Origin of the sequence: Streptomyces sp. NBC_01454 (genome assembly GCF_036227565.1) — a bacterium.
GTDB lineage: Bacteria > Actinomycetota > Actinomycetes > Streptomycetales > Streptomycetaceae > Streptomyces.
The window spans coordinates 7,412,380-7,437,944 of record NZ_CP109460.1; the positions used below are offsets into that span (position 1 = coordinate 7,412,380).

A 25,565-nucleotide genomic window follows, 5' to 3' on the forward strand; every position below is an offset into this window, starting at 1 on the left:
GTTGTCAAGCCGCTGTAGCCACTGGGGGTGCGACCTCGTAGCACCGTCGGTCACGGATCAGGGCCCACAGGACGTTGACGCGGCGGCGGGCGAGGGCGAGCACGGCTTGGACGTGCTTCTTTCCCTCGGCGCGTTTGCGGTCGTAGAACTTCCGCGAGTTGGGGTCGCAGCGGACGCTGACGAGCGCGGAGGTGTAGAAGACGCGCTGGAGTCTTCGGTGGTAGGCGACCGGCCGGTGGAGGTTGCCGCTGACCTTGCCCGAGTCGCGAGGCGCGGGCGCAACGCCGGCGAAGGCCGCCAGGGCGTCCGGAGAGTCGAAGTCGTCCAGGCTGCCGCCGACAGCGGCGAGGAATTCCGCTCCCAGCACGGCACCGATGCCGGGGACGCTCTGGACTATGTCGGCGAGTTCGTGCTCGCGAAACCGGCCCTCGATGAGCTTGTCCATCTCGGAGATCTGCTCGTTGAGGGTCATCACCTCCCCGGCCAGGGTGTGGACCAGCTTGGCTATGGTCTTCTCCCCGGGGATGGCGGTGTGCTGCCGCTCTGCTGCCTCAACGGCTGCTTCGGCCAGGGATCTTGCGTTGCGGACGGTGCGGTTGGCCAGCCACTTGGTCAGCCGTGTGACCCCGGCGCGGCGGATCGAGGCCGGACTCTGGTACCCCGTCAGCAGCTTGAGCGGGCCGGTGTTGGTCACGTCCAGGGCCCGTTCCAGGGCGGGGAACATGCTCAGCAGGGTGCCGCGCAGGCGGTTCACGGTGCGGGTGCGGTCCTCGACCAGGTCGGCGCGGCGTCCGGTCAGCAGCTTCAGCTCGATGGCGGCTTCGTCGCCGGGGCGGATGGGCCGCAGGTCGCGGCGCATCCTGGCCTGGTCGGCGATCACGTAGGCGTCGCGGGCGTCGGTCTTGCCCTCGCCGCGGTAGCCGTCGGAGGCCCGGTTCACCAGCCGGCCGGGCATGTACAGGATCTCCTGGCCGTGGTTGACCAGCAGGGCCAGCAGCAGTGCGGGTTCTCCGCCGGTCATGTCGATGGCCCAGGTGACCTGACGCCCGTCGGCCAGGTCGAGGACGTCACCGAGCAGTTTCAGCAGCTCGGGCTCGTCGTTGGCGACCCGCCGCGACAGCAGTGTTTTGCCGTCGGTGTCCAAGGCGAGGCCGTGGTGGTGGCCCTTGCCGCTGTCGATCCCCGCCCATATCCGGCTCATCGTGCTCCTGACGTTCGTGTTCGTACTGTTCGTGCCACGGACGACTTCGCCGGCATTGCTCTACGCAGCGACTTGTTCGCACTTCCTAATCGGCGGCCGAGTCGTCGTGGGGTGCCGGGCGGCGAAGCCTCGCAAGCCACAAGGTGGCAGCCGCCTGACAGCCACACCCAGCACCCCTGGGCGACCCAACCCTACGAATGGCTCGATCAACCCGATCAAGAAGGTAGAGCCGCCTGACCCCGCGTCCGCTCACCGGTGCGGGGCCCGGCCGGTCCGGGTCCAGGTGGCCAGTTGGCGCTCCGTCCAGGTGGTGATGATCCGGTCCGCCGGGACGCCGCACTCCTCGGCGCGGGCGCAGCCGTAGAGCTGCCAGTCCAGCTGGCCGGGGGCGTGGGCGTCGCTGTCGATCGCGAACAGGCAGCCCGCCGCCAGCGCCTGGCGGAGCAGCCGGCGCGGGGGATCGAAGCGGTCGGGGCGGCAGTTGATCTCCACCGCGGTGCGGTGCTCGGCGCAGGCCGCGAAGACCTCCCCGGCGTCGAAGCGGGACTCCGGGCGCAGCTTGCCGGTGATCTGCCGCCCGGTGCAGTGGCCGAGGACGTCCACGAGGGGATTGCGGACCGCGGCGAGCAGCCGCTCGGTCATCGGGCCCTGGTCCATCCGGAGCTTGGAGTGCACCGAGGCGACCACGAGGTCGAGCTGCGCCAGCAACTCCGGCTCCTGGTCGAGCGAGCCGTCGTCGAGGATGTCGCACTCGATCCCGGTCAGCAGCCGGAACGGCGCCAGCTGCTCGTTCACCTCCGCCACCAGCGCCAGCTGCGCGCGCAGCCGTTCGGCGGTCAGTCCGCGGGCGACCGTGAGCCGGGGGGAGTGGTCGGTCAGTACACACCACTCATGGCCGAGGTCACGGGCGGTACGGGCCATCGCTTCGACCGGGCTGCCGCCGTCCGACCAGTCCGAGTGCAGATGGCAGTCGCCGCGCAGCGCCCGCCGCAGCCGCTGCCCCCGCTCCCCGTCGACCAGCGGACCGCCGGCCTCCTCCTCGAGGCCTGACAGATACTCGGGCCGCACGCCCGCGAGCGCCTCCTCGACCACCCGGGTGGTCTTGGGGCCCAGCCCCTTGACCCGCCCCAGCGCGCCGTCGCGGGCGCGCCGCCGGACCTCGTCGGGGGGCAGCGCGCCGATGACGGCAGCGGCCGTACGGAACGCCTGGACGCGGTAGGGCACCGCCCCCTGCCGTTCCAGCAGGAAGGCGATCCGCTCCAGCGCCTCGACGGGCTCCACGCACGGCTCCTTCCCGGGGCGCCGGCCCCGCAGCGTCCTTTCACGGTGCCCCAGCCCGTGGGCGGCTGCCACCGGGGTGGGACCGGGGTGGGACCGGGGTGGGACCGGGGTGGGACCGGGGCGGCCGGGGGCAGCCGCCGGTTCCCGCCGGGCCGAAGCCCCGCCGTTATGCGGTTATGTCCGTTCTCCGGTCACTCGATCCATTTCCATGCGAATAGGATAGGGAGAGCGCGGATGATTCCCTTCCATGCGTTCCGTACGCGCGATATCGCTCAACAAGTCCGGGCGAATCGGGCGCAGTTCATGCTTGTGCAACATTTGCAACCGCTCGCCATCACCGCGCGCACGCGTTCTGCGGCGCCGTCACGGCCGCGTGCCGTAAAAACCATAGGTCTTCAAGGAATCTGCACAGCGAATGCGCAGTCGGCACAGCCTCTCCCGCGCCGCGTCACCACGCTGACCTGCGCATAAGCGGGTTGGGGCGGGAATGTCCCGTTCGGCGAACGGGCGAATGTCCGGACGCCGGAAAGGAAACCGGCGAGGATGTGAAGAAGCTGCCACCAAGTCATGGACGCGCGTGCACGTCAGGTAATTCGACGGAGCGTTGGCGTCCGGATCTGCGGTCCTCCGATTAGCAGCGCAACGCGCCCGCGTGCTTTGATCCTTCGCACTGCGGGAGTCACACCATCGGTTCCCGATTTCGGGTACCCGACTGCCGCTGCCGCGCCCGGACCACCCCACCGGACGGTACGGACGCAGTTTTTTAGAGTTATTCATCCGAAGGGAAACATCATGAACTCCACCCCCCAGGTCCAGACTCAGGAAATCTCCGACAGCGACCTGGACAACGTGTCCGGTGGCCTCCTCGGCGGCCTGGCCGGCACCGCCACCAGCACCGTTGACCACATCGCCCCGGTCTCGGGCGCCGTCGGCACCGCGACCGGCCTGGTCGACGGCGCCACCGGCGTCAACACCTCCGGCGTTGTGGGCACCGCGACCGGCCTGGTCGCCGGTCTCTGAGCCCCTTCTGTGCCGCTAGCGGCACAGCCGGCTCAAGGTGACAACGGCAGGTCGGCGTCCCCTCCTTGCCGACATGCCGCGACGGGTGCCCCGGAACCGCCAGGCTCTGCCCGGCCCCGGGGTACCCGGCAGCCACCGTCTGACAGACCATTGCAGTTGAGGGAAGAGTGTCGTGCAGTTCCGCCAACAGGCCCTTTCCAAGCTGCAGTCGCCCGAGGACATCGATCTGCCGGTGCGGTTCGCCCGGCCCCAGGGCTGGCTCGTGCTGACGGTCACGGTCCTCTTCGTGCTCGCCGCCTCCGTATGGGCGGTGACCGGCACCGTGTCGTCCACCCTGAACGCCCCCGGAATCCTCACCCACGGCCAGGGCAGCTACGTCCTGCAGAGCCCGGTCGCCGGCCAGGTGACCGCCGTGCTCGCCGAAGAGGGCACCCGGGTGGCCACCAACACCCCTGTGCTGAAGGTCCGCACCGCGCGGGGCACCACCGTCGTGCGCGCCCTCGCCGCCGGCCGGCTGACCTCGCTGTCCGCCACGGTCGGCGCCGTCGTCACGACCGGCGCGGAGGTGGCCGCCGTGGAGCGCGTCGCCCATGACCGCGACCCGCTGACGGCCATGCTCTACGTACCCGCCGAGAGCGGCGCCACGGTGCCCGTCGGCGCCTTTGTCGACCTCACCGTCCAGTCCGTGCCGAGCCAGCAGTACGGCGTGCTGCGCGGCCGGGTCAAGGCCGTCGGCCGGACCGCGCAGACCCGCCAGCGGATCAACACCTTCCTGGGCAGCAGTCAGCTCGGCGAGCAGTTCTCCCGGCACGGCCAGCCGGTGGCGGTCCTCGTACAGCTCGACCCCGCCCCGCACAACAAGTCCGGCTACGCCTGGTCCACCTCCGACGGCCCCCCGTACGCCGTCGGCTCCATGACCCTGACCGACGGCGCCGTCCACCTGGCCGCACAGCACCCGATCGATTGGCTGCTGCCGTGACCGCACCGCACGACTCCGCCGCCCCCCAGCCGCAGCTGCCGCCGCCCGGCCGCGGACGCCACCGCCCCGAGCCCGCCCCCGGCCCCCGCCGCACCCGCCGCGCCGCGCCGCCCGCCCCCAGGCCCAGGAAGACCCGGACCGTCCGCACCCCCACCGTCCTCCAGATGGAGGCCGTGGAGTGCGGCGCCGCGTCCCTGGCCATGGTGCTGGCCCACTTCGGACGGCATGTGCCGCTGGAGGAGCTGCGGATCGCCTGCGGCGTCTCCCGTGACGGCTCGCGCGCCAGCAATCTGCTCAAGGCCGCCCGGAGCTACGGCCTGCAGGCCAAGGGCATGCAGATGGAACCGGCCGCGCTCGCCGAAGTGCAGGCGCCGGCCATCCTGTTCTGGGAGTTCAACCACTACGTCGTCTACGACGGCACGGGCCGACGCCTCGGCCGGCGCGGCGTCCACATCAACGACCCCGACAAGGGCCGCCGCTTCGTGGCGACGGAGGACTTCGACACCAGCTTCACCGGCGTCGCCCTGGTCTTCGAGCCCGGCGAGGACTTCCGCAAGGGCGGCCGCAAGCCCGGCGTCCTGGGCGCCGTACCCGCCCGGATGCGCGGGACGACCGGCACCCTGCTGGCCGCCCTCCTCGCCAGCCTGCTGCTGGTCGCGGTCGGCGCCGCGGTGCCCGCGCTGAGCCGCACGTACATCGACATGTTCCTGATCGGCAACCAGACCTCGCTGCTGGGGCCGCTCTTCGCGTCGATGGCCGCGATGGTGGCGCTGACCGCCGTGCTGACCGGGCTGCAACAGGCGAACCTGCTGCGCGGCCGGATCATCTCCTCCACCCTCACCAGCGCCCGCTTCCTGCGCCATCTGCTCAGACTCCCGGTCACCTTCTTCGCCCAGCGCAGCCCCGCCGACCTGGTCCAGCGGCTGCAGTCGAACGACGCGGTGGCCGAGACCCTGGCGCGCGACCTCGCCGCCGCCGCGGTGGACGGGGTCGTCGTGGTCCTCTACGCCGTCCTGCTGTGGACCTACGACCCCCAACTCACCGTCATCGGTGTGGGGATCGCGCTGCTCAACGTCGTCGCCATGCGCATCGTGGTCCGGCTGCGGGCCACCCACACCCAAAAACTCCGCGCCGACACCGCCCGGCTGACCAACACTGCCTACACCGGCCTCCAGCTCATCGAAACGATGAAGGCCACCGGCGGCGAGAACGGCTACTTCCGCCGCTGGGCCGGCCAGCACGCCACCACCCTGGAGGAGCAGCAGCGCCTCGGGGTGCCGAGCGCCTGGCTGGCCGTCGTCGCCCCCACCCTCGCCACGCTCAACAGCGCGCTGATCCTGTGGATCGGCGGCCTGCGGGCGGTCGAGGGCCATATCTCCATCGGTCTGCTGGTCGCCTTCCAGGCGCTGGTGACCCGTTTCACCGCACCGATCACCCGGCTCAACGGGGTGGCCGGCCGCATCCAGGACTTCGCCGCCGACGTGGCCCGGCTCAAGGACGTCGAGAGCTTCCCCGCCGACACCCTCTACTCCCGCCCCGGCTCGGACGCCGACACCCGGCGGCTCAAGGGCCATGTGACGCTCGAGGACCTCACCTTCGGCTACAGCCCGCTGGACAAACCGCTGCTCACCGGCTTCTCCCTGGCCGTCGGCCCCGGCCGGCAGGTCGCCCTCGTCGGCGGCTCCGGCAGCGGCAAATCCACCGTCTCCCGGCTCATCTCCGGGCTCTACAGCCCCTGGGAAGGCGCCATCCGCATCGACGGACAGCGGCTGGAGGACCTCTCCCGCAGCGCGCTCGCCGCCTCCGTCTCCTTCGTTGACCAGGACATTTTCCTGTTCGAGGGCACGGTCCGCGACAACGTGGCGTTGTGGGATCCCTCGATCCCCGACGACGCGGTCATCGCCGCGCTCAAGGACGCCGCCCTCTACGACGACGTCATCGCCCGCCGCCCCGACGGCATCCACAGCCGCGTCGAGCAGGACGGCCGCAACTTCTCCGGCGGGCAGCGGCAGCGGCTGGAGATCGCCCGCGCCCTGGTCCGGCGCCCCAGCGTCCTGGTCCTCGACGAGGTCACCAGCGCACTGGACGCCCGCACCGAGCAGCTCATCATGGACAACCTGCGGCGCCGCGGCTGCGCCTGCGTCATCATCGCCCACCGGCTGAGCACCGTCCGCGACAGCGACGAGATCGTGGTCCTCGACCACGGGGTGGTCGTCGAACGCGGCCGGCACGAGGATCTCGTCGCCGCCGGAGGCCCGTACGCCGAGCTGGTCAAGGAGCACTGACGTGTCATCCATGCCCCCGTCCGCCGTCGTGGGAGCGGGTGACACCGACGCGGTCACCCAGGCCCTGGGCATGCTGGGCACCGCCGTCGACTGCACCGGGCTGCGCAGCGTTCCGCTGGAGGGCCCGCACGTGCTGTGGCTCGTCACGGGCGGCGCGCTGGACCTCTTCGCGGTCGACGCCGCCCAGGAGGGCCACTGGCACTTCCTCGGCCGGCTCGAAGCGGGCGCCCTGCTGCTCGGCCCGGTCCAGGGCCCGCAGCACACCCTGCTCGGCCGGCCGTCCCAGGACTGTCTGCTGCGCCGGATGCCGCTGCGCGAACTGCCCCGTCCCGAGTGGGACACCGGGCAGTACGGGGAGATGGCGCCCTACGGCGGGCAGGACCCGTACGGCCACGCGTACGCCGGCCACGGCGAGACGGCCCCCACCCCGCTGGAGCATGCCTTCGCCCTGGGCACCGCCCGCAGCCTGGGCGTGCTCTTCGAGGCCCCGCTCGACGGCCGGCCCGGCGACGAGGCGGTGGCCGACGACGACGTCCTGTGGATGCCGGTCCCGCCCGGCAGCGTGCAGTACGGCGCCTCCTACAGCGCGGAGGCGGCCGGCGATCTGCTGGTCGACCCCGGACTGTGGCAGCAGATGGTCAATCAGCAATACCGGCTGCTGTCCGCCGTCGACCGGTGGATCGAGCAGCTGGAGCGCGCCCACGAGGACCGCACGGCGGCCGGCATCAAGGCCGGCGAGGCCGTCCGCGAGCGGGCCGACCAGGCTTTGCTGGCCTCCATCGGCCGCCCGGACCGGTCCGGGCGGGGCGGCGACGGCAGCGGCCGGGCCGGCGACGACGCCACCTTCGCGGTCTGCCGCACGGTCGCCGAGGCGGCCGGGATCACCCTCACCGAACCGCCGAAGGGCGGTGCCGTCAACGACCGCATCAGCCCGGTCGAACGGATCGCGGTCAGCTCACGGGTCCGCACCCGCGCGATCCGCCTCCAGGGCCGGTGGTGGCGGACCAACACCGGCCCGCTGGTGGGCCACCGCGCCAAGTCCGGTGCCCCGGTGGCCCTGCTGTGGCGGCGCGGCCGCTACGAGGCGGTCAACCCGGCCTCCGGGATGCGGATGCGGATCGGCAAGGACAACGCCGAGGAGTTCGAGGCGCGTGCGGTGATGTTCTACCGCCCGCTGCCGGAACGGCCCATGACCATGTGGCGGCTGATGCGCTTCAGCCTGCGCGGCACCCGGATGGACGTCCGCAACCTGGCCCTCGGCGGGCTGGTGACGGTCGCCCTCGGCGCGCTCGTCCCGCTCGCGACCGGCCGGGTGCTCGGGGTGTACGTCCCCAGCGCCCAGCGGAGCCTGATCGTCCAGGTCGCGCTGGCCGTCATCATCACCAGCGTCGTCTCGGCCGCCTTCATGCTGCTGCAGAACCTCACCGTCCTGCGGATGGAGGGCCGGATCGAGAGCGCGCTCCAGCCGGCCGTGTGGGACCGGCTGCTGCGGCTGCCGACGAAGTTCTTCACCGAACGCTCCACCGGAGAGCTGGCCAGCGCCGCGATGGGCATCAGCAGCATCCGGCGGGTGCTGTCCGGGGTCGGCCCGGTGGCCGTGCAGTCCCTGACCATCGGCGCGATGAACCTCGTCATGCTGCTGTGCTTCAGCGTGCCGCTGGCCCTCGCGGCGATCTGCATGCTGCTCGTCATCGGCGCGGTGTTCCTCGCCATGGGCCTGTGGGAACTGCGCTGGCAGCGACGGCTGGTCAAGCTCGGCAACAAGCTCAACAACCAGGCGTTCCAGACCCTGCGGGGGCTGCCCAAGCTGCGGGTCGCCGCGGCCGAGAGCTTCGCCTACGCGGCCTGGGCCCGGGAGTTCGCCCACACCCGCGAACTCCAGCAGAAGGCCGGCCGGATCAAGAATCTGACCACCGTCCTCAACGCGGTCTATCTGCCGCTCTGCTCGCTCATCATGTTCATGCTGCTGGCCGGACCGGCCCGCGGCAGCATGTCGGCCGGCTCGTTCCTCACCTTCAACACCTCGGTGACCATGCTGCTGACCTCGGTCACCCAGATCACCGGCGCCTTTGTCCAGACCGCCGCCGCGCTGCCGATGTTCGAGCAGGTCAAGCCGGTGCTGGACGAGAAGCCGGAGGTGCGCGGCGCCAGCGCCCAGCCCGGTGCCCTCACCGGCGCCATCGAGGCCAAAAAGCTCTCCTTCCGCTACACCGACGACGGCCCGCTGGTCCTCGACGACGTCTCGCTGCGGGTCCGGCCGGGTGAGTTCGTGGCCGTCGTCGGCCCGAGCGGCTGCGGCAAGTCGACCCTGCTGCGGCTCCTGATCGGCTTCGACAAGCCCACCTCCGGCAGCGTGCTCTACGACGGCCAGGACCTGTCGGCCCTGGACCAGGCGGCGGTGCGCCGCCAGTGCGGCGTCGTCCTGCAGAACGCCCAGCCCCTGACCGGCTCGATCCTGGACTGCATCTGCGGCGCGGAGGCCTTCACCCAGGAGGAGGCCTGGGCGGCCGCCGAGATGGCGGGCCTGGCCGAGGACATCAAGCGGATGCCGATGGGCCTGCACACCATGATCTCCGGCGGTGCCGCGATCTCCGGCGGCCAGCGTCAGCGCCTGATGATCGCTCAGGCGCTGGTCCGCCGCCCCCGGATGCTGTTCTTCGACGAGGCCACCAGCGCCCTGGACAACGAGACCCAGCGCATCGTCAGCGACAGCACCCGCAAGCTCAGCGCCAGCCGGCTGGTGATCGCGCACCGGCTGACCACGGTCATGGATGCCGACCGCGTGATCGTCATGGCCGACGGCCGGATCGTCGAGCAGGGCCCGCCGGCCGAGCTGCTCGCCGACACCGGCGGGGCGCTGCACGACCTGGTGCGACGCCAGCTGACCTGACCTGGCCTGGTCTGGTCTGGTCTGGTCTGGTCTGGCCTGAGGGTACGCCGGTACGCCCGCCCGCCCGCGCGCCCGAACGCCCGCCCGCCGGGGGCGCCGCCCCGCCCGCCCGGCCATTCCCCGTATCCCCGCAGCTCACCGCTTATCTTGCAAAGCAGTCAGCGGACGGAGAATGAGATGGCCAGAGCGAAAGACCTGTTCGACGCCATGCCACCCGACCGGCGCCGGCGGCTGCGGGACCTCGCCCGCCAGGTGTCGCTGCCGCGCGCCACCCGCCTCTTCGAGGAGGGCCGGCGCGCGGACCGGTTCTGGATCATCCGCAGCGGCCAGGTCGCCCTCGACCAGCACGTCCCCGGACGCCGCGCCGCGGTCGTCGAAACCCTCGGCCGCGACGAACTCCTCGGCTGGTCCTGGCTGTTCCCGCCTTACCTGTGGCATCTGGGCGCCCAGACCGTCGGCCCGGTGGACGCGGTGGAGTTCGACGCGGCGGCGGTCCGGGACCTGTGCGAGTCGGACCCGGTCCTAGGCCGGGCGATGTACCGCTATGTGGCCGAAACGGTGGCCGACCGACTGCACGGCACCCGGGTCCGGCTGCTGGATTTGTACGGGCCCCAGGGGAGCGGGATCGACCCGTGAGCTGTGCCGGCCTGAAGCGGGTGTCGCAGGTTCGCACTCTGCCGGGCACGAGCGCAAAGGGCACCTACGGATTTCCGTAGGTTCCTTTGACGTCCAGGTCTGACATCAACGGCGACGGTCACTCACGACCGGGGCGCCTCTTAAGCAGCCGATCCATGTGGCTGATGGCCTCACGCCATCAAGGCTTCCAAGCCTCATCGACCGTGAATGAGACGACTGTCCCGCCGAATTGGCTAGGGCCGGCGCTCCAGGAGTCCGCCAGCGCGTCGACAAGGTGCAACCCCCGTCCGTGCGCTTCATCAGCGGCAGCCTCGCGCATGCGAACCTTCGCGGGAAAACCGGGGTTGTGCACGTCCACCCGCAGCGCTTCACCGACACGCCACCACTCCACGCGCACCCGCCAGGATTCCTCCGCCTCCCCGTAGAGAACAGCGTTGGTAACCAGCTCGGAGATCATCAATACGCAGTCGCCCACCGAGCAGGCCAGCTCATGCGGATCTGTGAACTTTCTGAACCAGCGCCGAGCCCGCGCCACGGACTCGGGCACCGGGTACAAGGTCATGGCGCCGATGTACACGGGCTTAACCCCCGACCCCTCAGGGCCTCCGATGACGTCGCTCATCCCGTCCTACTCCCTACCGGTGCCGTCGCAGTCCAGACAGCGCCGCTTGGACGTAGCACGGGCGCGAGCGTCAGCCGCGGAGGCCGCCAAGGCTGAGCGGGAGCCGACCCGCTTCCAGCCTCGGCCTCGGCATCCACGACACGCGGCCGCGGCGAGGTGTCGTAACTCCGCAGGTGTCTGACTCACGCCCGTGCCCCCTTCCGAGTAAGTGGCCTTAGCCACTTACTGGATAGTGGCATTAGCCACTTGGGGTCGCAAGCGTTTCGGTCAGAGAATCAAGGCTTTCTACCCGATCGGGTACCCCTGCTCGAACGCCCAACGGCTGGGTGGGTACGTCGCTTCGGCGAACTCCAGAGGGTGATCCTGCAGGTCATAGACGACGTGATGGACGATCAGCACCGCTGACCCCGACTCCAGTTCCAAGTCGGCCGCCTCGTCCTCGGTCGCGAGGCGAGCGCACATCCGGTCCTCGGCGTAGCTGCCCTGACGTCCGGTCATGTTCTCGACGTACATCAACGTCCCCTCCTGGATCCGGTCGGGGTCCCGGAGCTTCGGCGCACGCTCGCCCATGTCGGGACCGAACCAGGAAGTGGAGAGCGTGATGGGACCGGAGTCGTTCTTGGTGACCCGCCGACGGTGCACCGCACGGGCGCCGGCTGCCAGGTTCAGCGACTCTGCCACGTAGTCCGGCGCCTCCAACCAGCCCGCCGACGTGATCACTGCATACTCGCCCGGCGTGTAGATCTTGCCCGTCTGCTTGGCCCGCCCGTACAGCTCACGAGCACGGCGGTTGACCGCCAGGCCCCGCACGTACGTGCCCGAGCCCTGCCGCTTCTCGACCAGCCCCTGGTGCCGCAGAGCCTCCAGCGAACGCGCAGCCGTCGGTCGCGACACGCTCCAGTCCGCCGCCAGTTGACGTTCCGACGGCACTTCGTCACCAGGCCGCAAGTCGCCCCGCAGGATCTGATCGCGAATGTGGTGCGCGATCTGAAGGTACTTGGGCTGGGTCTCCTCGATCTTCGGCATCCGTTCCCCCTTCCCTAAGTGGCTATTACCTCTAGCCACTATAGAGTGAGTGGCTAGTACAGCAGCCCCTACGCTGACGCACGTGACGCGCTTGATCGTGGCAGCAGGAGGAGGCGGCGACGCTGTCGCCGCAGCGATGCTCGATGCCGCCCTCTATGGCGGCGAGACTCCGGCGGTGGTCCTCACCTACGCGTGGGACCGTCTCTTGGTCGACCCCATTCCGGGCCCAAGAGGGCCGGCCAACTTCACCCGCCTCCGCCCCCTCACCCGAAGTGTCCAGGCCGTTCCCGCCGACGCAACACCAATTGCTCCCGCGGGCTCGACGCTTCCCAGACTGGCCGCAGAGCTCCCGCAGACCTTTGCCCTCATCGACCCGCACCACGGCGCCGAGGGCATGGTCCGCCAACTCGAAGAGCTCATCCAGTACTTGGAGCCGGACTCCGTCGACCTCCTGGACGTGGGCGGCGACATTCTCGCCCAGGGCGACGAGCCCACACTCCGCAGCCCCCTCGCGGACGCCCTCACTCTCGCCGCGTGCTGCGAACTCAACTTCCCCGTAAGGCTCCTGGTCGCCGGACCCGGCCTCGACGGCGAACTCCCCGCTGACGCCCTGCGTGATCGCTTGGGTCCCGTTGCCCTGACGCTTACGGCCGAGCACGTCACACCCGTCAGCTCGGTACTGGAGTGGCACCCTTCCGAGGCAACGGCCATGCTCGCCGCCACGGCACGAGGCGCCCGCGGCCTGTGCGAAGTACGGGACGCCGGCCTGCCAGTGCCGCTCACCGACGAAGGCCCCGCCGTGTACGAGGCCGACCTCGACGAAACCCTCAACCGCAACCAGCTCGCCCGAGCCATCCTCGCCACCGAGAACCTGCACCAGGTCGAGCAGCACAGCCGGGAGATCTGCGGCTTCTCCGAAATCGACTACGAACGCAACAAGGCCAGTTGGCTCACCAGCCAGCCCACCCAAAAGCTCGACCCGGAAGCCGTACTCCACCAGCTCGACGAGTTCGAGACCGACACCCGGTCCCGCGGAATCACCCACACAACGTTCCGCCGGCTCACCGAAGCATTCGGACTCAGCGGCAACCAGCGCCAGGACCTGAGGGCACTCCTGCTAAGCAGCGGCCCGGAGCAGTACGAGGCTCCGCTCTGGCACATTTCGTCCGGAGCTTGAGTAACAACTTTCTCTACGAGTTCAAGCCCCACCCTTCGGGCGGGGAGGGGGAGCTGCCCGCGGCTGCTGCCCCTCTTCCCCGGGACCCTTGGCGAAGTGGCGAAGGCTCAGCGTTCCCCTCACAGACGAAGCGAAAGGCCGGAGGAACTCCGGAAGCCCCCGGATGTCGTGCACGCTTGCTCGCCTCCCCTTCCCCGACCACTCCCGGCACGGAAGTCGCCCCGCCCTGGACAGTCACACAGCCCACGGCCCGGCCACCAGGCACGCGCCGAGAGGGAGAGCCCGCGCGCACAGCTCCTCACCCCCGGCAACTCAGGGACACGAGGTCTTCTACGGGGCACCGTTCGCGAGTGCCGGCGCATCGTGGCGTGCCGCAGGGAGCTCCCATCCCGCCTGCCTTCGACCCAGGCAAAGCCGAGCAGGCGTGGTCCCTGGCGTCCAGGTCGTTCGTGCAGTGGCGAGCTCCACCTGGACGCCAGGGACCACGCCTGCTCCACGGTGTGTGGGTCGAAGGCAGACGGGATGGGAGCTGGGGTGAGTTGTGGGTTGAGGTGGACGTGAAGGTGGCGATAGGAGGGAAAAACGGAGATTCCATCGGAGTACTTATTTGCGGATCCATCACTTCCTCCGCTATCCGTGGTATATCCAGGCGGGTCAGCGAGATTGGAACCGTGCCGCTGCAATGATGGACAGGTCTGTGACGACATGGTTCTCATGCCCGGAGGTCAATGGATGTACGGAACTGTCAACTGCGACCTTGCTGTCGCAACGAACGCCTCCCTGCACGGAACGGCAGAGTACTACCTTGCAGTGGCAACTGTAATTCCACTTCTACTGTTGGGCTATTTCCTCAACGTAAACGTTGCTGACGCTATTTCTCAATTCACGGACAATGGCACTAAGAGGGCTTGGGTATTTTGGATTGCTTTTCTTGCGGGGCCATCTTTGGCCCTTGTCGGCGGACTCATGGGGGAGATCGTCTCCTTGAAAGCGCTCTTCGAGAGGGAGTGGACTGGAGCCACGGCGAGTTGCAGCGTGTGGGGATTGAGTCTTCTGTCCACAGCGGGGGTCATTCATTTGTGCATTACGGCAAGTAACCGAGTGGCGGTCCTAATGAAGAGAGAGGGGCTCAGCAGATCCTGTCCAACGAACTTAATGAGATTCCGCCGGAACGCCAGGCAGCACAGCAACGAAGTGCCGCAATATCAGCAATGGCCCCCGTCCGGCAGTGTCCTTCCAAGGCTTCCCGCAGCTCGTATGACCATCGCTGACTGTTGCGTATAGAGCTACGCATGAGAAGGTAACCGTGCCCCTCCTGTGCCGATCCACCGGGGAATCGTGGGGAGCGTCGGGCGGTCGCGGTGTACGGGACAAAGCGAAGGCCCCCGGCAATCTTCCTGGCCAGGGGCCTTTCCGCTGCACTGAGCTGCGGAGGCTGTGGGATTTGAACCCACGGTGACGTTGCCGCCACGACAGTTTCAAGATCGCCTGGCTCCAGTACCCCACAAAACAAGCCATTCAGCCTTTGGGTCGTGCACCGTCTGTACCAGTATGGTCCGCTCTTTTGGCGGTCGAGTCCAGCCGTCGACGCACCCAGTTGCTCCCAAGGCGCACCCAGTTGCGTCCATGACGCGCCCAGTCCGCCTGGCGGCATATACCGAAGAGATAGACCTGCAGGTGAGAGCCTTGGCGGCTTTTGGTCAAAACTCCGTTGATCCGCCACGCCTTGAGAAGCCGGCGAGAGCCGAAACGGGCTTCTAAGCACATCCATTGAGGAGTGTTGCTGGTACGTTCCGTGGCCGTAAATAGCCCCGTCCGCATTGTCTCGCCAGACCCGGGCGGGGCTTCGAACGCATCTCTCAGAGATGCGTCAAGGAAGGAGTGTCATGGAACCATCCGCCACCCCTGCCGAGCGCGAGCCTAACGGAACGACTCGGCCCACCGTGGCTAGATTGGCGTCGCTCATGACCGGCGTGGGAACCCTCCTTGTCGGGGTTGCTGCAGTGATCACAGCGATGCGGTAGACCGTGCGATCTGCGTAGTGCCGACAATGCCCAGACGTGATGCCCACGACTGGGCTAAGGGTGAGTTGAACGGTACTTCCTGACATCGACGGCTGACATCAACAGCAGCAGATTTCGACGGCCATCTGCGGTCGGTGGCGGCAGCTCGGCCCTCATGCCGAACCGTCACCGGGCGCGCCGGGTCGAACTCCTAACGCGATGCCCAGCCCACCGGCACCGGTCCCAGGGCCACTGACTAGCAGCCGAGCAGACCTCAGCGACTGCCCCGCCGGTAGTTCGGGACGAAGAGGTCGTGCCGACATCATGCAGAGACAACGGGCGCTAGACCGAGCGTCAGATCCTCAATTGCGTGTCAGATCTGCATCTGATCCCGGTGACCGCAGGAGTTGCAAGCAGTCTCGCCCAAAATCGGTAAGAATCCACATTTCACGAAATCCGTCATCCGCGACGAGGCGATTGATTCCGTCATCCACAGCCAGGCCCTCAGAAGTGAGGCGGGCGATTGAAGCATCGAGCACATCTGCGTAACCGAGGATCTCGGCCAAGATCTCGGGGCGGCGCCACCCGGGCCAGCGCACGTTCTTGTCAGGTCCAAGTTCATGTGGAGGCATAAGGGGAGGCTGGCGCTCTAGCAACTCCATCAACTTAACTTCAGGCTCATCGATTCGGGCTAGTCCTCGAATCCTTAGTCTCTCTTCGTCGGCTTTCGTTTCATCACGCACGCCACGGCCAAGGCAACGTCCTAGAGCCTGCACTTTGACATCCAAGGGCGTGTCCATGGCTGCTTGAACACTCTCTGCCATGAGAGCAAGTAGACGGGGGCTAGACTCAATGGACGAGACGAACCTGTTGAGGTCCATATCGGCTTCAACGCCACCCACAGATAGCACTCGACTCGCTCGGTTCCGTCGGTACTGCAGGTACTTGTCGATCAGGCGCTGCCCAGCGGCGTCGACTACTTCCTTCGCCGCCAGAGCAGCAGCACCAGCCTCCAGGCCGAGCGTTGCTCCAGCAACACCGGCGCCCACGCTCGTGGTCGCTCTGAGGACCACCTCTGCCGCGTTGCCGGCACTCTCCTTGGCTATGCGATCGTCCGTCACGGCGAGCAGGTTACTGTAACGGCCACCACACCAAGCTCGCGGAGCGAGCGGGCGGTGAGCAGCAGGCGCTACGTCGCCAGGTATGTGTGGGCTGGAACAGAAAAAGAGCCGAGGTCACCCGGATGCACCGAGACGCGAGATGAGTTCTTGCACTTTGGCTTCGAGGACCGCGTCGTCCTGCTCATCCACCCACCGAACGACAGTGGTCGGGAGATCTGCACTCGCCGCTTGCCTAAGTCGCCGAGGTACATCTTGAGGCAGAGGCCTGTTCGTGACCACGAGAAGGCCGTCGATCGGAACCCTGCCAGAACTACGGGCGGCGGCGTGGATGATATTGCGAAGCACAGAGGTAGTCAGCACGGTTCGACCTACCTTGATCTGCACCCCGATCAAGGCCGAAGGAGTCTGCACTGCTACATCGATACCAAAGTCCTCGGCCCCACCAACAAGGCGCGTATCGGGATAGAACCTAGCAAGGTGGTCGAATACTTCACGCTCGTAGACGAGAGCAGAGACCCGTGCAACCAAGGGGTCATCAGTGGCTCTTGGATCAACAGCACTCAAAACCTGTAGTGCTTGCCGCGCATCCTGCGGCGCCTCCTGCTCAATACTGGCAACGATCTGGTGCCTGCGACGTGACATCAACAGCTCGTAGTCCTGGTACCGAGCTCGCGTAAGCGGTGACCCATTAATGGCCATGATCAGGAGAATAACTCCGACCAAGAGAAGCGCGACCGAACCGGCCTGGTTGCCGGTCATGAAGACTGCGACCACTCCGGCGCCAGCCAAGGCAGTGCCGGCCAGGGACGCTCCCAGGCGTTCCCACCGAGACAGCGGGGCAGCGTCAGCTGCTGGGGCCTCGGGCACATCGTCAACGGTCGACACGCCCGGCAGCCTAACTAGTGAAGTGGCCCCCCGGGCGGCTTTCGCAGATCAGATGGCTTCCTTGAGCGGAGTGATCGGCTCCCCAGGCTTACGACTGCAGGCAAGGCAATCCAGGCGGATCGGCAGGTGCACGCGTAATCATCAGCGGCAACCGCACGCGCGCGCAAAGCTGTGGTCTCAGCCCTGATCCAGCGGGGCCTGCCTGCTGACAGCCATCGCTGACATCAACGTCGGCGAACAGTCCCGGAGTCCAACAGCCAGGCGAGGACGGGGCGTCCTAGGCGGAGGTGCGTCAGAGCACCCACGGATCGAACTCCTAAAGCGGGTGTCGCAGCTCCGCACCCTGCCGGCTTGTGACCCGTGGCATCCCGCTCTGTGTCGCAACACCATGATTCCGGGCAGGTAGCCGCACCACAATCGCCTCCATGAGCCATCTCGCCTGGGACGACGAACAGGACTTCGCCGACGCCGACCGCGGGTTCCTCGCCCGTCTCGACCCCTGCCTCATCCGGGACGCCGACGGCCGCGTCGTCTGGGACAACGACGCCTATGCCTTCCTGGACGACGACTGCCCGCCCACCGCGCACCCCTCGCTGTGGCGCCAGAGCCGGCTCGTCGCCCGGCAGGGTCTCTACGAGGTCGTACCGGGGATCTACCAGGTACGCGGCCTGGACATCTCGCACATCACCTTCGTCGAGGGCGACCGCGGCGTCCTCGTCATCGACCCGCTGATCAGTACCGAGGTGGCGGCCGCGGCGCTGGCGCTGTACCGCGCACACCGCGGACCGCGCCCGGTCACCGCCGTCCTCTACAGCCATTCGCACCTCGATCACTTCGGCGGGGTGCGCGGTGTGGTCGACGACGCGGACGTGGCCGCCGGCCGGATACCGGTGATCGCCCCGTCCGGCTTCCTCGCCCACGCGGTCAGCGAGAACGTCTTCACCGGACCCGCGATGGTGCGCCGGGCCGGCTACATGTACGGCACCACGCTGCCCAAGGGGCCGGCCGGTCAGATCGGCTGCGGCCTGGGCCAGACGACCTCGACCGGCTCCGTCGGGCTGATCGCCCCCACCCTGGACATCACCGCGACCGGTCAGGAAGAGGTGATCGACGGCATCCGGATGGTCTTCCAGCTGACGCCCGGCACCGAGGCGCCCGCCGAGATGAACTTCCACTTCCCCGAGCTGCGGGCGCTGTGCGTGGCCGAGAACGCCTGCCACACCCTGCACAACGTCCTCACCCTCCGCGGTGCGCTGGTCCGTGACCCCAGCGCCTGGGCCCGCTATCTCACCGAGTCCCTGCGGCTGTTCGCCGATTCCAGCGAGGTCGTCTTCGCCTCCCACCACTGGCCCACCTGGGGAGCGGACCGCGCGGTCCGCTTCCTGGAGGAGCAGCGCGACGCCTATGCCTACCTGCACGACCAGTCCGTACGGCTGATCAACGCCGGGCTCACCGGCGCCGAGATAGCCGAGGAGCTGCGCTTCCCGCCCGCGCTGGAGCGCGCCTGGCACGCCCGCGGCTACTACGGCACCCTCAGCCACAACGCCAAGGCTGTGTACCAGCGTTACATGGGCTGGTTCGACCGCAACCCGGCCCATCTGTGGCAGCATCCGCCGGTGGCCGCGGCCCGGCGCTATGTGGAGTTCATGGGCGGCGCCGACGCCGTGCTGGCCAAGGCCCGGCAGGCGTACGAGGCGGGTGATCTGCGCTGGGTGGCCGAAGTGGTCAACCACGTCATCTTCGCCGCACCGGGCCACGCCGAGGCCCGCGCCCTCCAGGCCGACGCCTTCGAACAGCTGGGCCGGGCCGCCGAGTCCGGCCCCTGGCGCAACTTCTACCTGATGGGCGCCGCAGAGCTGCGCGGCCCCGTCGCCGGCACCCCCGCACATCCCGCGCCCGACCTCCTCGCCGCCCTCACCGCCGAGCAGATCTTCCAGTCCATGGCAGTCCGCCTCAACGGTCCCCGGGCCGGCGACCGGCGCCTCCTCCTGCGCTGGGAAATCGGGTCCGCGCCGGACGGCAGCGACCCGGCCGCCGCCCCCGAGATCTGGACGCTGCTGCTGTCCAACGGCGCGCTCACCCCCATGCCCGGCGACGCGCCCCGCGGCGAACGGCCGCACGCCACCCTGCGCCTGGCACGCACCACCCTGAACGCGGTCCTCAGCGGCGCCACCACGTTCCCCGACGAAATCACCGCGGGCACCGTCACCCTCGACGGTGACGCCGAGGCCCTGCTCAGCTTCCACTCCCTGCTGGACAAGCCCGACTGGAACTTTCCGATCGTCACTCCCTAGGTGAGCTTCGACGGAGACCGTGTCGTATTCGGTGAGTTCGAGAAGGCGTGCGTAGCAGCAGAGGGTGGCGGCGAGTCCGAAGCCTTGCCGGTCTTCGGCGGTCCATCACAAGCGGGCGTGGTGCTCGATGTCCTCGCGGAAGGCGGTGAGTGCCTGGTCGGTGAGCGTGGGGCGGGTATCGGCGATGGCGGCCAGGTAGTCATCGGTGCGGGCAGGTGTGCCGTGGCGATCGGCGACCTCGCGTTCGAATGCGGTGTGGGCGCCCTTGCGGGCGGCGAACTCGATGTCGGCGGGAGTGAACATCTCGCTGGCCGCCACCAGCCGATGGAGGTCGACGCTGTTGGCGGCGGGGCCGAGGTAGCGCTGCCAGATCGCGGCTCGGGCGGCCTGGTCGGGCGGGCCGACCGGGATGACGTGGTCGAACCGGCCAGGGCGCAGGAATGCGGGATCGATGGAGCGGACGGAGTTGGTGGCGCAGATCAGCAGACGGTCGTCGTGGTCGCGGAAGCCGGGAATCAGCTTGAGCAGTTCGTTGGTTACTCCGTGGCTGGGGTCGACGGCCAGGCCGGACCGGACGCCGGCGATCTCCTCGACTTCGTCGATGAACAGCAGAACCGTGTCCAGCTCGGCCAGATCGGCGAATGTGTCCCGCAACGCGGCGGCCAGGCCCCCCTCTCCGGTCGCCGCGAGCCGGGACGGGAAGAGTTCCACGAACGGCCACTCCAGCCGGGAGGCGACGGCTTTGGCGAAGCTGGTCTTGCCGGTGCCCGGGGGGCCGAAGAGGATGACCGCCTTTGGCGGCCTGACCCCGTGCTTCTCGGCCAGAACGGGCTCGGTCAGCGGCAGCACGACCCGCCGCTCGATGGCGTCCTTCTCCTGCTCCATGCCCGAGAGGGCACTCCACAGGCCCTGTGGGAGGACCCGCCCGCCGAGTTCCGCAAGCAGACCCGCGTCGGCGGCTCCGAGATGGTCGGCCTTCTCGTAGAAGACCAGTCCCTCCTGGGCCCGGTAGCCGGAGTTCTCCAGGGCTGCGGTTCCGGTGGCCCCAGGAGTGAGCAGCGCACTGATCCGGTACACGCCCCGTGCCCGCAGGCGTCGCTCAAGCTCGGCGATCAAGCCACTGCCGATCCCGCGGTTGCGCCATGTGCCGGCCAGCGACACCAGCAGGATCCACGCCCGCTCCCCCCGGACCTGTGCCACCGCCATCCCCACGAGCTCCTCGCCGACCACCGCGACCACGGCCGGCCCGCCGGACCGGGCCACGGCCATCACCTCGGAGATGGGGAACGCGGGAGGCGACTCGTCCTCCCGTCGGTCGTGATCCCAGATCCGGATGGCCCGGTCCAGATCATCGTCGTGGTAGTCCCGCAATCGCCACGTCGCCATCGTCACCACCTTGCCGGTCGGCGACGCCTCACCGCGCCCGGCCAGGGCCGGGCAAGCGCCCGCTTCCTTCATTGTCCGCGCCGACCGCGCACCCGTCGAACCGGCGCCACCGGTTGCTGAGCGGCATGTGGTGGTCACGGACGTCCCACGTGGAACACCGAGGACGGATGTACGTCATCAGCAACCGTCTTCAGGCTCATCCGTAAAGACTGACGCCGGCCGTACACAGGCGCACGACCTCAGCAGTCCGTACGCAAGAAGCCCGGTTTGTGGTCCGGACCCGCGTCGCAGGACCGGTCCTCGTTCCCGGCATCGCGCAGCAGCAGCGCCGCCAGGGCCAGGGCCGTACCCCGGGGCGTCGAGAGATCGAGTCCGGTCAGTGCGGAGATCCGGGCCAGCCGGTTGTCGACGGTGTTGGGGTGGAGGGTCAGCAGCCGGGCGGTGGCGCGGCGGTCCTGCGCCTGTTCCAGATGTGTGCGGAGGGTTTCGAGGAGTTCGGGCCGCCCGGCGACCGGGTCGAGCAGCACGGCGATCCGGTCGCTGCCGGCGCTGGGACGGGACAGCTGGTATTCCAGCAGGACGTCATCGAGCCGGTGCAGCCCGGCCGGATGGCCACAGGCCCGGGCCACCCGGACGATCCGTGCGGCGGTCCGCGCCGCCTCCGGGATCTGCCCGACCTGCTCCACGGGTACGGCGGCGAGCCGTACGCCCGGACCGCCGGCCTCGGCGAGCCGCTGGGCGAGGCCGGGCGGCGGCTGTGCCGGGCCGGGCACGATCGCCCGGCCCCCGGCGCCGTCGAACAGGGTGAGCACCTCGCGGCCGAACGCCCCGTCCAGCGCCGTCTGGAGTCGCCGTACCACCCGCCGTGCGGCGACCGGCGCCCGCGGCCTGTTCGGCAATTGCACGGCCAGGACCAGCGACGGTCCCGCGAGAGGGCTGCCGGCCGCCGGGACCGTGGTGCCCGCCAGCAGCCCGCGGACCAGGGAGCGGCGCTCCTCGCGCCGTTCGGCCGCGAGGGCCGCCCGCTCGTCGAGGTAGGTCTCGGTGACCGCGCTCACCACCCGCTGTTCGGCGCCGAGCAGATAGCCGGCCAGCTCGACCAGCGCGGCCTCCTCGCCGGGCCGGGCGGCCTCCCGCAGCGCCTGCCACAGCACCCGCGCCCCCGCGCAGTGGGTGTCCAGCAGCAACCGCAGCGGCATGCCCTCCTCGGCCCGCTGGGCGGCGCGTTCGCGGAAGAAACGGGTGTCGTCGGGGCCGGTCCGCGGATCGTGCACCACCCGTTCCAGGAACAGCCGCAGCCCGTGCCGGGCGGTCGCCGCGATCTCCACATCCTTGACCTCGGCGGGGAGTTCAGCGTAGCCGTGCAGCTGCTCGAAGGCGTCCCGGGACATCAGCCGGGCGAGTTCGTTCACCCGGGGCACGCAGCGGGCGGCGAGCGACCGGGCGGCCTCGGACACGTCGGGGACCGGCGCCTGCGGGTCCGCCGTGGCGAAGCGGTGTGCCGCGCCCGTGTCCGCTGTCATCGACCGCCTCCCGGTGCCGTGGTGAGGCGTCACCTTAGTCCGCCCCCGTGCCGGTGGCGACCACGGCTTCCGGCGCCCGTCCAGCAGGGAAAGGCCGGAGGGGCCGGAGGGGCCGGAGGGGCCGGAATGGCCGCAGAGGCCGGAAAACCGGAAAAGGCGCCCGCCGCCCCGGAACCGCCTCCGCCGTCGGGCCGACTATCTGTGCCGGGTCGTGTCCGCGGCCCGCCCGGCCGCTCTCGCGGTGGGTGAGACGGCCGGTGCACCGGCCGGTGAGCGTAGGGGAGAAGCGCCATGCGTCCTGGGAAATTGTGCGGTATCGCGGTGGTCGTGGCGCTGGGTGCCACCGCGTGCGGCGGCAGCGGCGGGGGAGGAGCGGGGTCGGACAAGGCCGCCTCCGGCGCCGGATTTCCCGTGCAGGTCGCCGACTGCAAGGGCTCCGTCACCTTCCCGTCCGCACCGCGCAAGATCGTCACCAGCAACGCCGCCGCCCTGGAGATGCTGCTGCGGCTGGGCGCGGGTGACCGGGTCATCGGGACCGGATTCCCGCCCGGCAAGGGGACGTTGCCGGGCGCGCTGGACGGGGCGGCACAGAAGGTGCCGGTACTGGGAAAGTCCGTGATCCCCAAGGAGAAGCTGCTCGGTTCGGGCGCCGATCTGTACGTCGACACCTTCGCCTCGATGGACACCATGGGCGGGGCCGGTGACGCGCCGACCGAGGAGGAGTACACGGCGGCCGGCATCAAGCACCTCCATCTGACCTCCACCGCCTGCGCGCCCATGGCCGACAAGGCGCAGGAGGATCTGTCCGGTGTGGAGAACGACATCAGACGGCTGGGCGCGGTGACCGGCACCGGCAAACGGGCCGACGCGCTGGTGGCGGGGATGCGGGCGAAGGTCGGCGCGGTGCACAAGGCCGTCGGCGGCCTCGCCCCCGGCAAGCGGCCGACGTACTTCTTCTTCGACTACGACGCGGGCACCAAGCAGCCGGTCGCCGTCTGCCGCAAGCAGGTCGCCAACGCCGTGATCGGCCAGGCCGGGGCGCGCAACGTCTTCGACGGCTGTGACGGGGACTTCAAGCAGGTGTCCTGGGAGGACGTGGTCGCCAAGAACCCGGACTGGATCCAGCTCGGGGTGCGTGACCGGGGCAGCGCGGCGGCCAACGCCAGGGCCTTCGACGAGGCCGCCGGGTTCCTGAAGACCTTCCCCGCCACCAAGGACCTCGCGGCGGTGCGCAAGGGCAAGTTCCTGCGGATCGGCTCGGAGCGCACGACGATCGCCGGGGTCGGCAACGCGGACACCGTCGAGGAGATCGCGCACACCGTCCATGCCGACCGGTTCAAGGCGGCGCGGCAGTGACGCGAACGGCCGTGGACCCGTGCACCGGCGTGGCGGACGACGGGCCCTCCGCGCGCCGCACCCCGCGCGCCGGACTGCTCGCCGCCGGGCTCGGGATCGCCCTGGTGGCGGCGCTGACCGCGGCGGTCGCTCTGGGCTCCACCGACATCGCGCCCGGCCACGTCTGGTCGGTGGTGCTGCGGCGGCTCGGCGGAGCGCCGGCCCGGGCGGGGACCGACGACCTGATCGTGTGGCAACTGCGGGTGCCGCGGGCGCTGTTGGCGGCGGTGGCGGGTGCCGGCCTCGGGCTGGTGGGGACGGCGACCCAGGCGATGGTGCGCAATCCGCTGGCCGACCCCTATCTGCTGGGCATCTCCAACGGTGCCTCGCTCGGCGCGGTCGCCGCCATCGTGCTGGGTGTCTCGGCCGACTCACTCCTGGGGCTGGGGCTCTCGGCGGCCGCGTTCGCCGGTGCGCTCGTCTCGTTCGCGCTGGTGTGGTGCATCGCCCGGCGGGGCGGTGGCTTCTCGCCGCTGCGGCTGGTGCTGGCCGGGGTGGGCATCGGGCAGTTCCTCTCCGGCTTCACCAGCTATCTGGTGTTGCAGGCCGGCGATGAACAGCAGACCCGCAGCGTGCTGTTCTGGCTGATGGGCAGCCTGGGCGGGGCCACCTGGAGCGTCCTGTGGCTGCCGGCGGCCGCGGTCGCCGCCGGGCTGCTGGCGCTCCAGGCGCGGGCCCGTGCCATGAACGCGCTGATCATGGGCGACGAGACCGCGGCCGGCGTGGGCGTGGACGTCACCCGGCTGCGCAGGGAGCTGTTCGTGGTGACCGGACTGCTGACCGGTGTCCTGGTCGCGGTCTCCGGGGCCATCGGCTTCGTGGGCCTGATGGTGCCGCATCTGTGCCGGCTGGTCGTCGGCGGCGACCACCGCCGGCTGCTGCCGCTGTCCGCGCTGACCGGCGCGCTGCTGCTGGTGGTCGTGGACCTGGTGTGCCGTACGGCCATGGACACCCAGGAGCTGCCGGTGGGCGTCGTCACCGCGATGATCGGGGCGCCCGTCCTGCTGTTCCTCCTGGACCGGCGGATGGAGGCGGGCCGGTGACCGTCGAGATCGAGGATCTGCACGTCGGCTACGCCGGCCGCGATGTCGTCGCCGGAGTGCGCCTGATGGCGGCGGCCGGCGAGATCGCCGGGCTCGTCGGGCCCAACGGCAGCGGCAAGTCCACCGTGCTGCGGACCGTCTACCGGCATCTGCGGCCCACCGCAGGACGGGTGCTGCTGGCGGGGTGCGACCTGCGCACCCTGACACCGGGGCAGACCGCCCGGCAGGTCGCCGCGCTGCCGCAGGAGCGCGGCAGCGACTTCGAGCTGACCGTGCGCGAAGTGGTGGCGATGGGCCGGACGCCCTACAAACGGGCCTTCGCGGGCGAGGACCGCGCCGACCGGGAGAGCGTGGCCGGCGCCCTGGCCGCCGTCGGGATGGCCGGGCAGGGCGTCCGCCGGTTCTCCGCCCTGTCCGGGGGCGAGCGTCAACGGGTGCTGCTGGCCCGCGCGTTCGCCCAGGACCCGGACGTGCTGGTGCTGGACGAGCCCACCAACCACCTCGATGTACGGCATCAGGTGGAGCTGCTCGCGCTGCTGCGGGCCCAGCGCCGGACGACGCTGATCTCCCTGCACGACCTGAACGCCGCGGCCTCCCTGTGCGACCGGCTGCATGTGCTGCACGCCGGGCGGGTGGTGGCGTCCGGCGCCCCCCGCGACGTGCTCACGCCGCAGCTGTTGGCCGAGGTGTTCGGGGTGCGCGCCGCGGTCACCGCCCATCCGCTCACCGGCGATCCGCTGATCGCCTTCGACCACCGTGAGCCGCTGGCCGCCGACGACGGTTGACGGGCCCGCCCCG

18 protein-coding genes are annotated in these 25,565 nt (G+C 69.6%); 10 read left to right on the top strand and 8 right to left on the bottom strand.

What is annotated here, in order from left to right; translation table 11 throughout:
* Positions 1–4: 4 nt before the first annotated feature.
* Both OIU81_RS32885 and OIU81_RS32890 read right to left on the bottom strand, forming a co-directional pair.
* Positions 5–1,201 carry an IS110 family transposase gene (locus OIU81_RS32885; RefSeq protein ID WP_329142155.1) on the bottom strand — a complete coding sequence of 399 codons (1,197 nt, stop codon included), beginning with the start codon at positions 1,199–1,201 and terminating at the stop codon, positions 5–7.
* 249 nt (positions 1,202–1,450) lie between these two features.
* The gene (locus tag OIU81_RS32890; protein ID WP_329153677.1) at positions 1,451–2,482 is read right to left on the bottom strand and encodes a PHP domain-containing protein; all 1,032 of its coding nucleotides are present in this window, start codon (positions 2,480–2,482) and stop codon (positions 1,451–1,453) included.
* A 792-nt stretch (positions 2,483–3,274) separates the two neighbouring features.
* On the opposite strand from OIU81_RS32890, the gene OIU81_RS32895 reads away from it, so the two are divergent.
* The 5 genes from OIU81_RS32895 to OIU81_RS32915 all read left to right on the top strand — a co-directional run bounded on the left by OIU81_RS32895 (position 3,275) and on the right by OIU81_RS32915 (position 10,292).
* Positions 3,275–3,502: a type A2 lantipeptide gene (locus OIU81_RS32895; protein WP_329153679.1), complete on the top strand. Its 228-nt coding sequence runs from the start codon at positions 3,275–3,277 to the stop codon at positions 3,500–3,502.
* A 172-nt stretch (positions 3,503–3,674) separates the two neighbouring features.
* A complete protein-coding gene (locus OIU81_RS32900; protein WP_329153680.1) occupies positions 3,675–4,481 on the top strand; it encodes an HlyD family efflux transporter periplasmic adaptor subunit in 807 nt (268 codons plus the stop codon).
* A complete protein-coding gene (locus tag OIU81_RS32905; RefSeq protein ID WP_329153682.1) occupies positions 4,478–6,766 on the top strand; it encodes an NHLP family bacteriocin export ABC transporter peptidase/permease/ATPase subunit in 2,289 nt (762 codons plus the stop codon). Before OIU81_RS32900 ends, OIU81_RS32905 begins: the two co-directional genes overlap by 4 nt.
* A gap of 10 nt (positions 6,767–6,776) precedes the next feature.
* Complete coding sequence (locus OIU81_RS32910) at positions 6,777–9,656, top strand: NHLP bacteriocin export ABC transporter permease/ATPase subunit (protein ID WP_329155529.1); 2,880 nt, start codon at positions 6,777–6,779, stop codon at positions 9,654–9,656.
* Positions 9,657–9,833: 177 nt separating this feature from the next.
* Positions 9,834–10,292: a Crp/Fnr family transcriptional regulator gene (locus OIU81_RS32915; RefSeq protein ID WP_329153684.1), complete on the top strand. Its 459-nt coding sequence runs from the start codon at positions 9,834–9,836 to the stop codon at positions 10,290–10,292.
* A 178-nt stretch (positions 10,293–10,470) separates the two neighbouring features.
* Here the strand turns inward: OIU81_RS32915 and OIU81_RS32920 are convergent, their stop codons facing one another.
* On the bottom strand, positions 10,471–10,914 hold the full coding sequence (locus OIU81_RS32920) for an ATP-binding protein (RefSeq protein WP_329153686.1): 444 nt from the start codon (positions 10,912–10,914) through the stop codon (positions 10,471–10,473).
* A 285-nt stretch (positions 10,915–11,199) separates the two neighbouring features.
* On the bottom strand, positions 11,200–11,940 hold the full coding sequence (locus OIU81_RS32925) for a GntR family transcriptional regulator (protein ID WP_329153688.1): 741 nt from the start codon (positions 11,938–11,940) through the stop codon (positions 11,200–11,202).
* Between the two features lie 82 nt (positions 11,941–12,022).
* Between OIU81_RS32925 and OIU81_RS32930 the strand changes: the two genes are divergently transcribed.
* Complete coding sequence (locus OIU81_RS32930; RefSeq protein ID WP_329153689.1) at positions 12,023–13,117, top strand: DUF1152 domain-containing protein; 1,095 nt, start codon at positions 12,023–12,025, stop codon at positions 13,115–13,117.
* Between the two features lie 2,365 nt (positions 13,118–15,482).
* Here the strand turns inward: OIU81_RS32930 and OIU81_RS32935 are convergent.
* Positions 15,483–16,241 (bottom strand): hypothetical protein, encoded by a 759-nt coding sequence (locus OIU81_RS32935; protein WP_329153691.1) that lies wholly within the window; start codon positions 16,239–16,241, stop codon positions 15,483–15,485.
* A gap of 114 nt (positions 16,242–16,355) precedes the next feature.
* On the bottom strand, positions 16,356–17,126 hold the full coding sequence (locus OIU81_RS32940; RefSeq protein ID WP_329153692.1) for a hypothetical protein: 771 nt from the start codon (positions 17,124–17,126) through the stop codon (positions 16,356–16,358).
* 425 nt (positions 17,127–17,551) lie between these two features.
* On the opposite strand from OIU81_RS32940, the gene OIU81_RS32945 reads away from it, so the two are divergent.
* Positions 17,552–19,420, top strand: a complete 1,869-nt coding sequence (locus OIU81_RS32945) for an alkyl/aryl-sulfatase (RefSeq protein ID WP_329153694.1) — start codon at positions 17,552–17,554, stop codon at positions 19,418–19,420.
* A 105-nt stretch (positions 19,421–19,525) separates the two neighbouring features.
* Here OIU81_RS32945 and OIU81_RS32950 read toward each other — a convergent pair whose 3' ends face one another.
* Together OIU81_RS32950 and OIU81_RS32955 are read right to left on the bottom strand one after the other, a co-directional pair.
* Positions 19,526–20,806, bottom strand: coding sequence for an ATP-binding protein (locus OIU81_RS32950; protein ID WP_329153696.1), 1,281 nt, complete (start codon positions 20,804–20,806; stop codon positions 19,526–19,528).
* Positions 20,807–21,045: 239 nt separating this feature from the next.
* Positions 21,046–22,329, bottom strand: coding sequence for a PucR family transcriptional regulator (locus OIU81_RS32955; protein WP_329153698.1), 1,284 nt, complete (start codon positions 22,327–22,329; stop codon positions 21,046–21,048).
* A 291-nt stretch (positions 22,330–22,620) separates the two neighbouring features.
* Here OIU81_RS32955 and OIU81_RS32960 point away from each other — a divergent pair, with 291 nt between their 5' ends.
* The 3 genes from OIU81_RS32960 to OIU81_RS32970 are packed head-to-tail and all read left to right on the top strand — an operon-like array spanning position 22,621 to position 25,552.
* Positions 22,621–23,685, top strand: a complete 1,065-nt coding sequence (locus OIU81_RS32960) for an ABC transporter substrate-binding protein (RefSeq protein ID WP_329153699.1) — start codon at positions 22,621–22,623, stop codon at positions 23,683–23,685.
* Between the two features lie 11 nt (positions 23,686–23,696).
* A complete protein-coding gene (locus OIU81_RS32965; protein WP_443074174.1) occupies positions 23,697–24,767 on the top strand; it encodes a FecCD family ABC transporter permease in 1,071 nt (356 codons plus the stop codon).
* The gene (locus OIU81_RS32970) at positions 24,764–25,552 is read left to right on the top strand and encodes an ABC transporter ATP-binding protein (protein ID WP_329153701.1); all 789 of its coding nucleotides are present in this window, start codon (positions 24,764–24,766) and stop codon (positions 25,550–25,552) included. Before OIU81_RS32965 ends, OIU81_RS32970 begins: the two co-directional genes overlap by 4 nt.
* The last annotated feature ends 13 nt before the right edge of the window (positions 25,553–25,565 follow it).

Bases quoted from the DNA above. Each gene is read 5' to 3' on its own strand.
- OIU81_RS32885 (WP_329142155.1), bottom strand. From the start codon at position 1,201: ATGAGCCGGATATGGGCGGGGATCGACAGCGGCAAGGGCCACCACCAC.
- OIU81_RS32895 (WP_329153679.1), top strand. From the start codon at position 3,275: ATGAACTCCACCCCCCAGGTCCAGACTCAGGAAATCTCCGACAGCGAC.
- OIU81_RS32910 (WP_329155529.1), top strand. From the start codon at position 6,777: ATGCCCCCGTCCGCCGTCGTGGGAGCGGGTGACACCGACGCGGTCACC.
- OIU81_RS32915 (WP_329153684.1), top strand. From the start codon at position 9,834: ATGGCCAGAGCGAAAGACCTGTTCGACGCCATGCCACCCGACCGGCGC.
- OIU81_RS32920 (WP_329153686.1), bottom strand. From the start codon at position 10,914: ATGAGCGACGTCATCGGAGGCCCTGAGGGGTCGGGGGTTAAGCCCGTG.
- OIU81_RS32925 (WP_329153688.1), bottom strand. From the start codon at position 11,940: ATGCCGAAGATCGAGGAGACCCAGCCCAAGTACCTTCAGATCGCGCAC.
- OIU81_RS32945 (WP_329153694.1), top strand. From the start codon at position 17,552: ATGAGCCATCTCGCCTGGGACGACGAACAGGACTTCGCCGACGCCGAC.
- OIU81_RS32950 (WP_329153696.1), bottom strand. From the start codon at position 20,806: ATGGCGACGTGGCGATTGCGGGACTACCACGACGATGATCTGGACCGG.
- OIU81_RS32955 (WP_329153698.1), bottom strand. From the start codon at position 22,329: ATGACAGCGGACACGGGCGCGGCACACCGCTTCGCCACGGCGGACCCG.
- OIU81_RS32960 (WP_329153699.1), top strand. From the start codon at position 22,621: ATGCGTCCTGGGAAATTGTGCGGTATCGCGGTGGTCGTGGCGCTGGGT.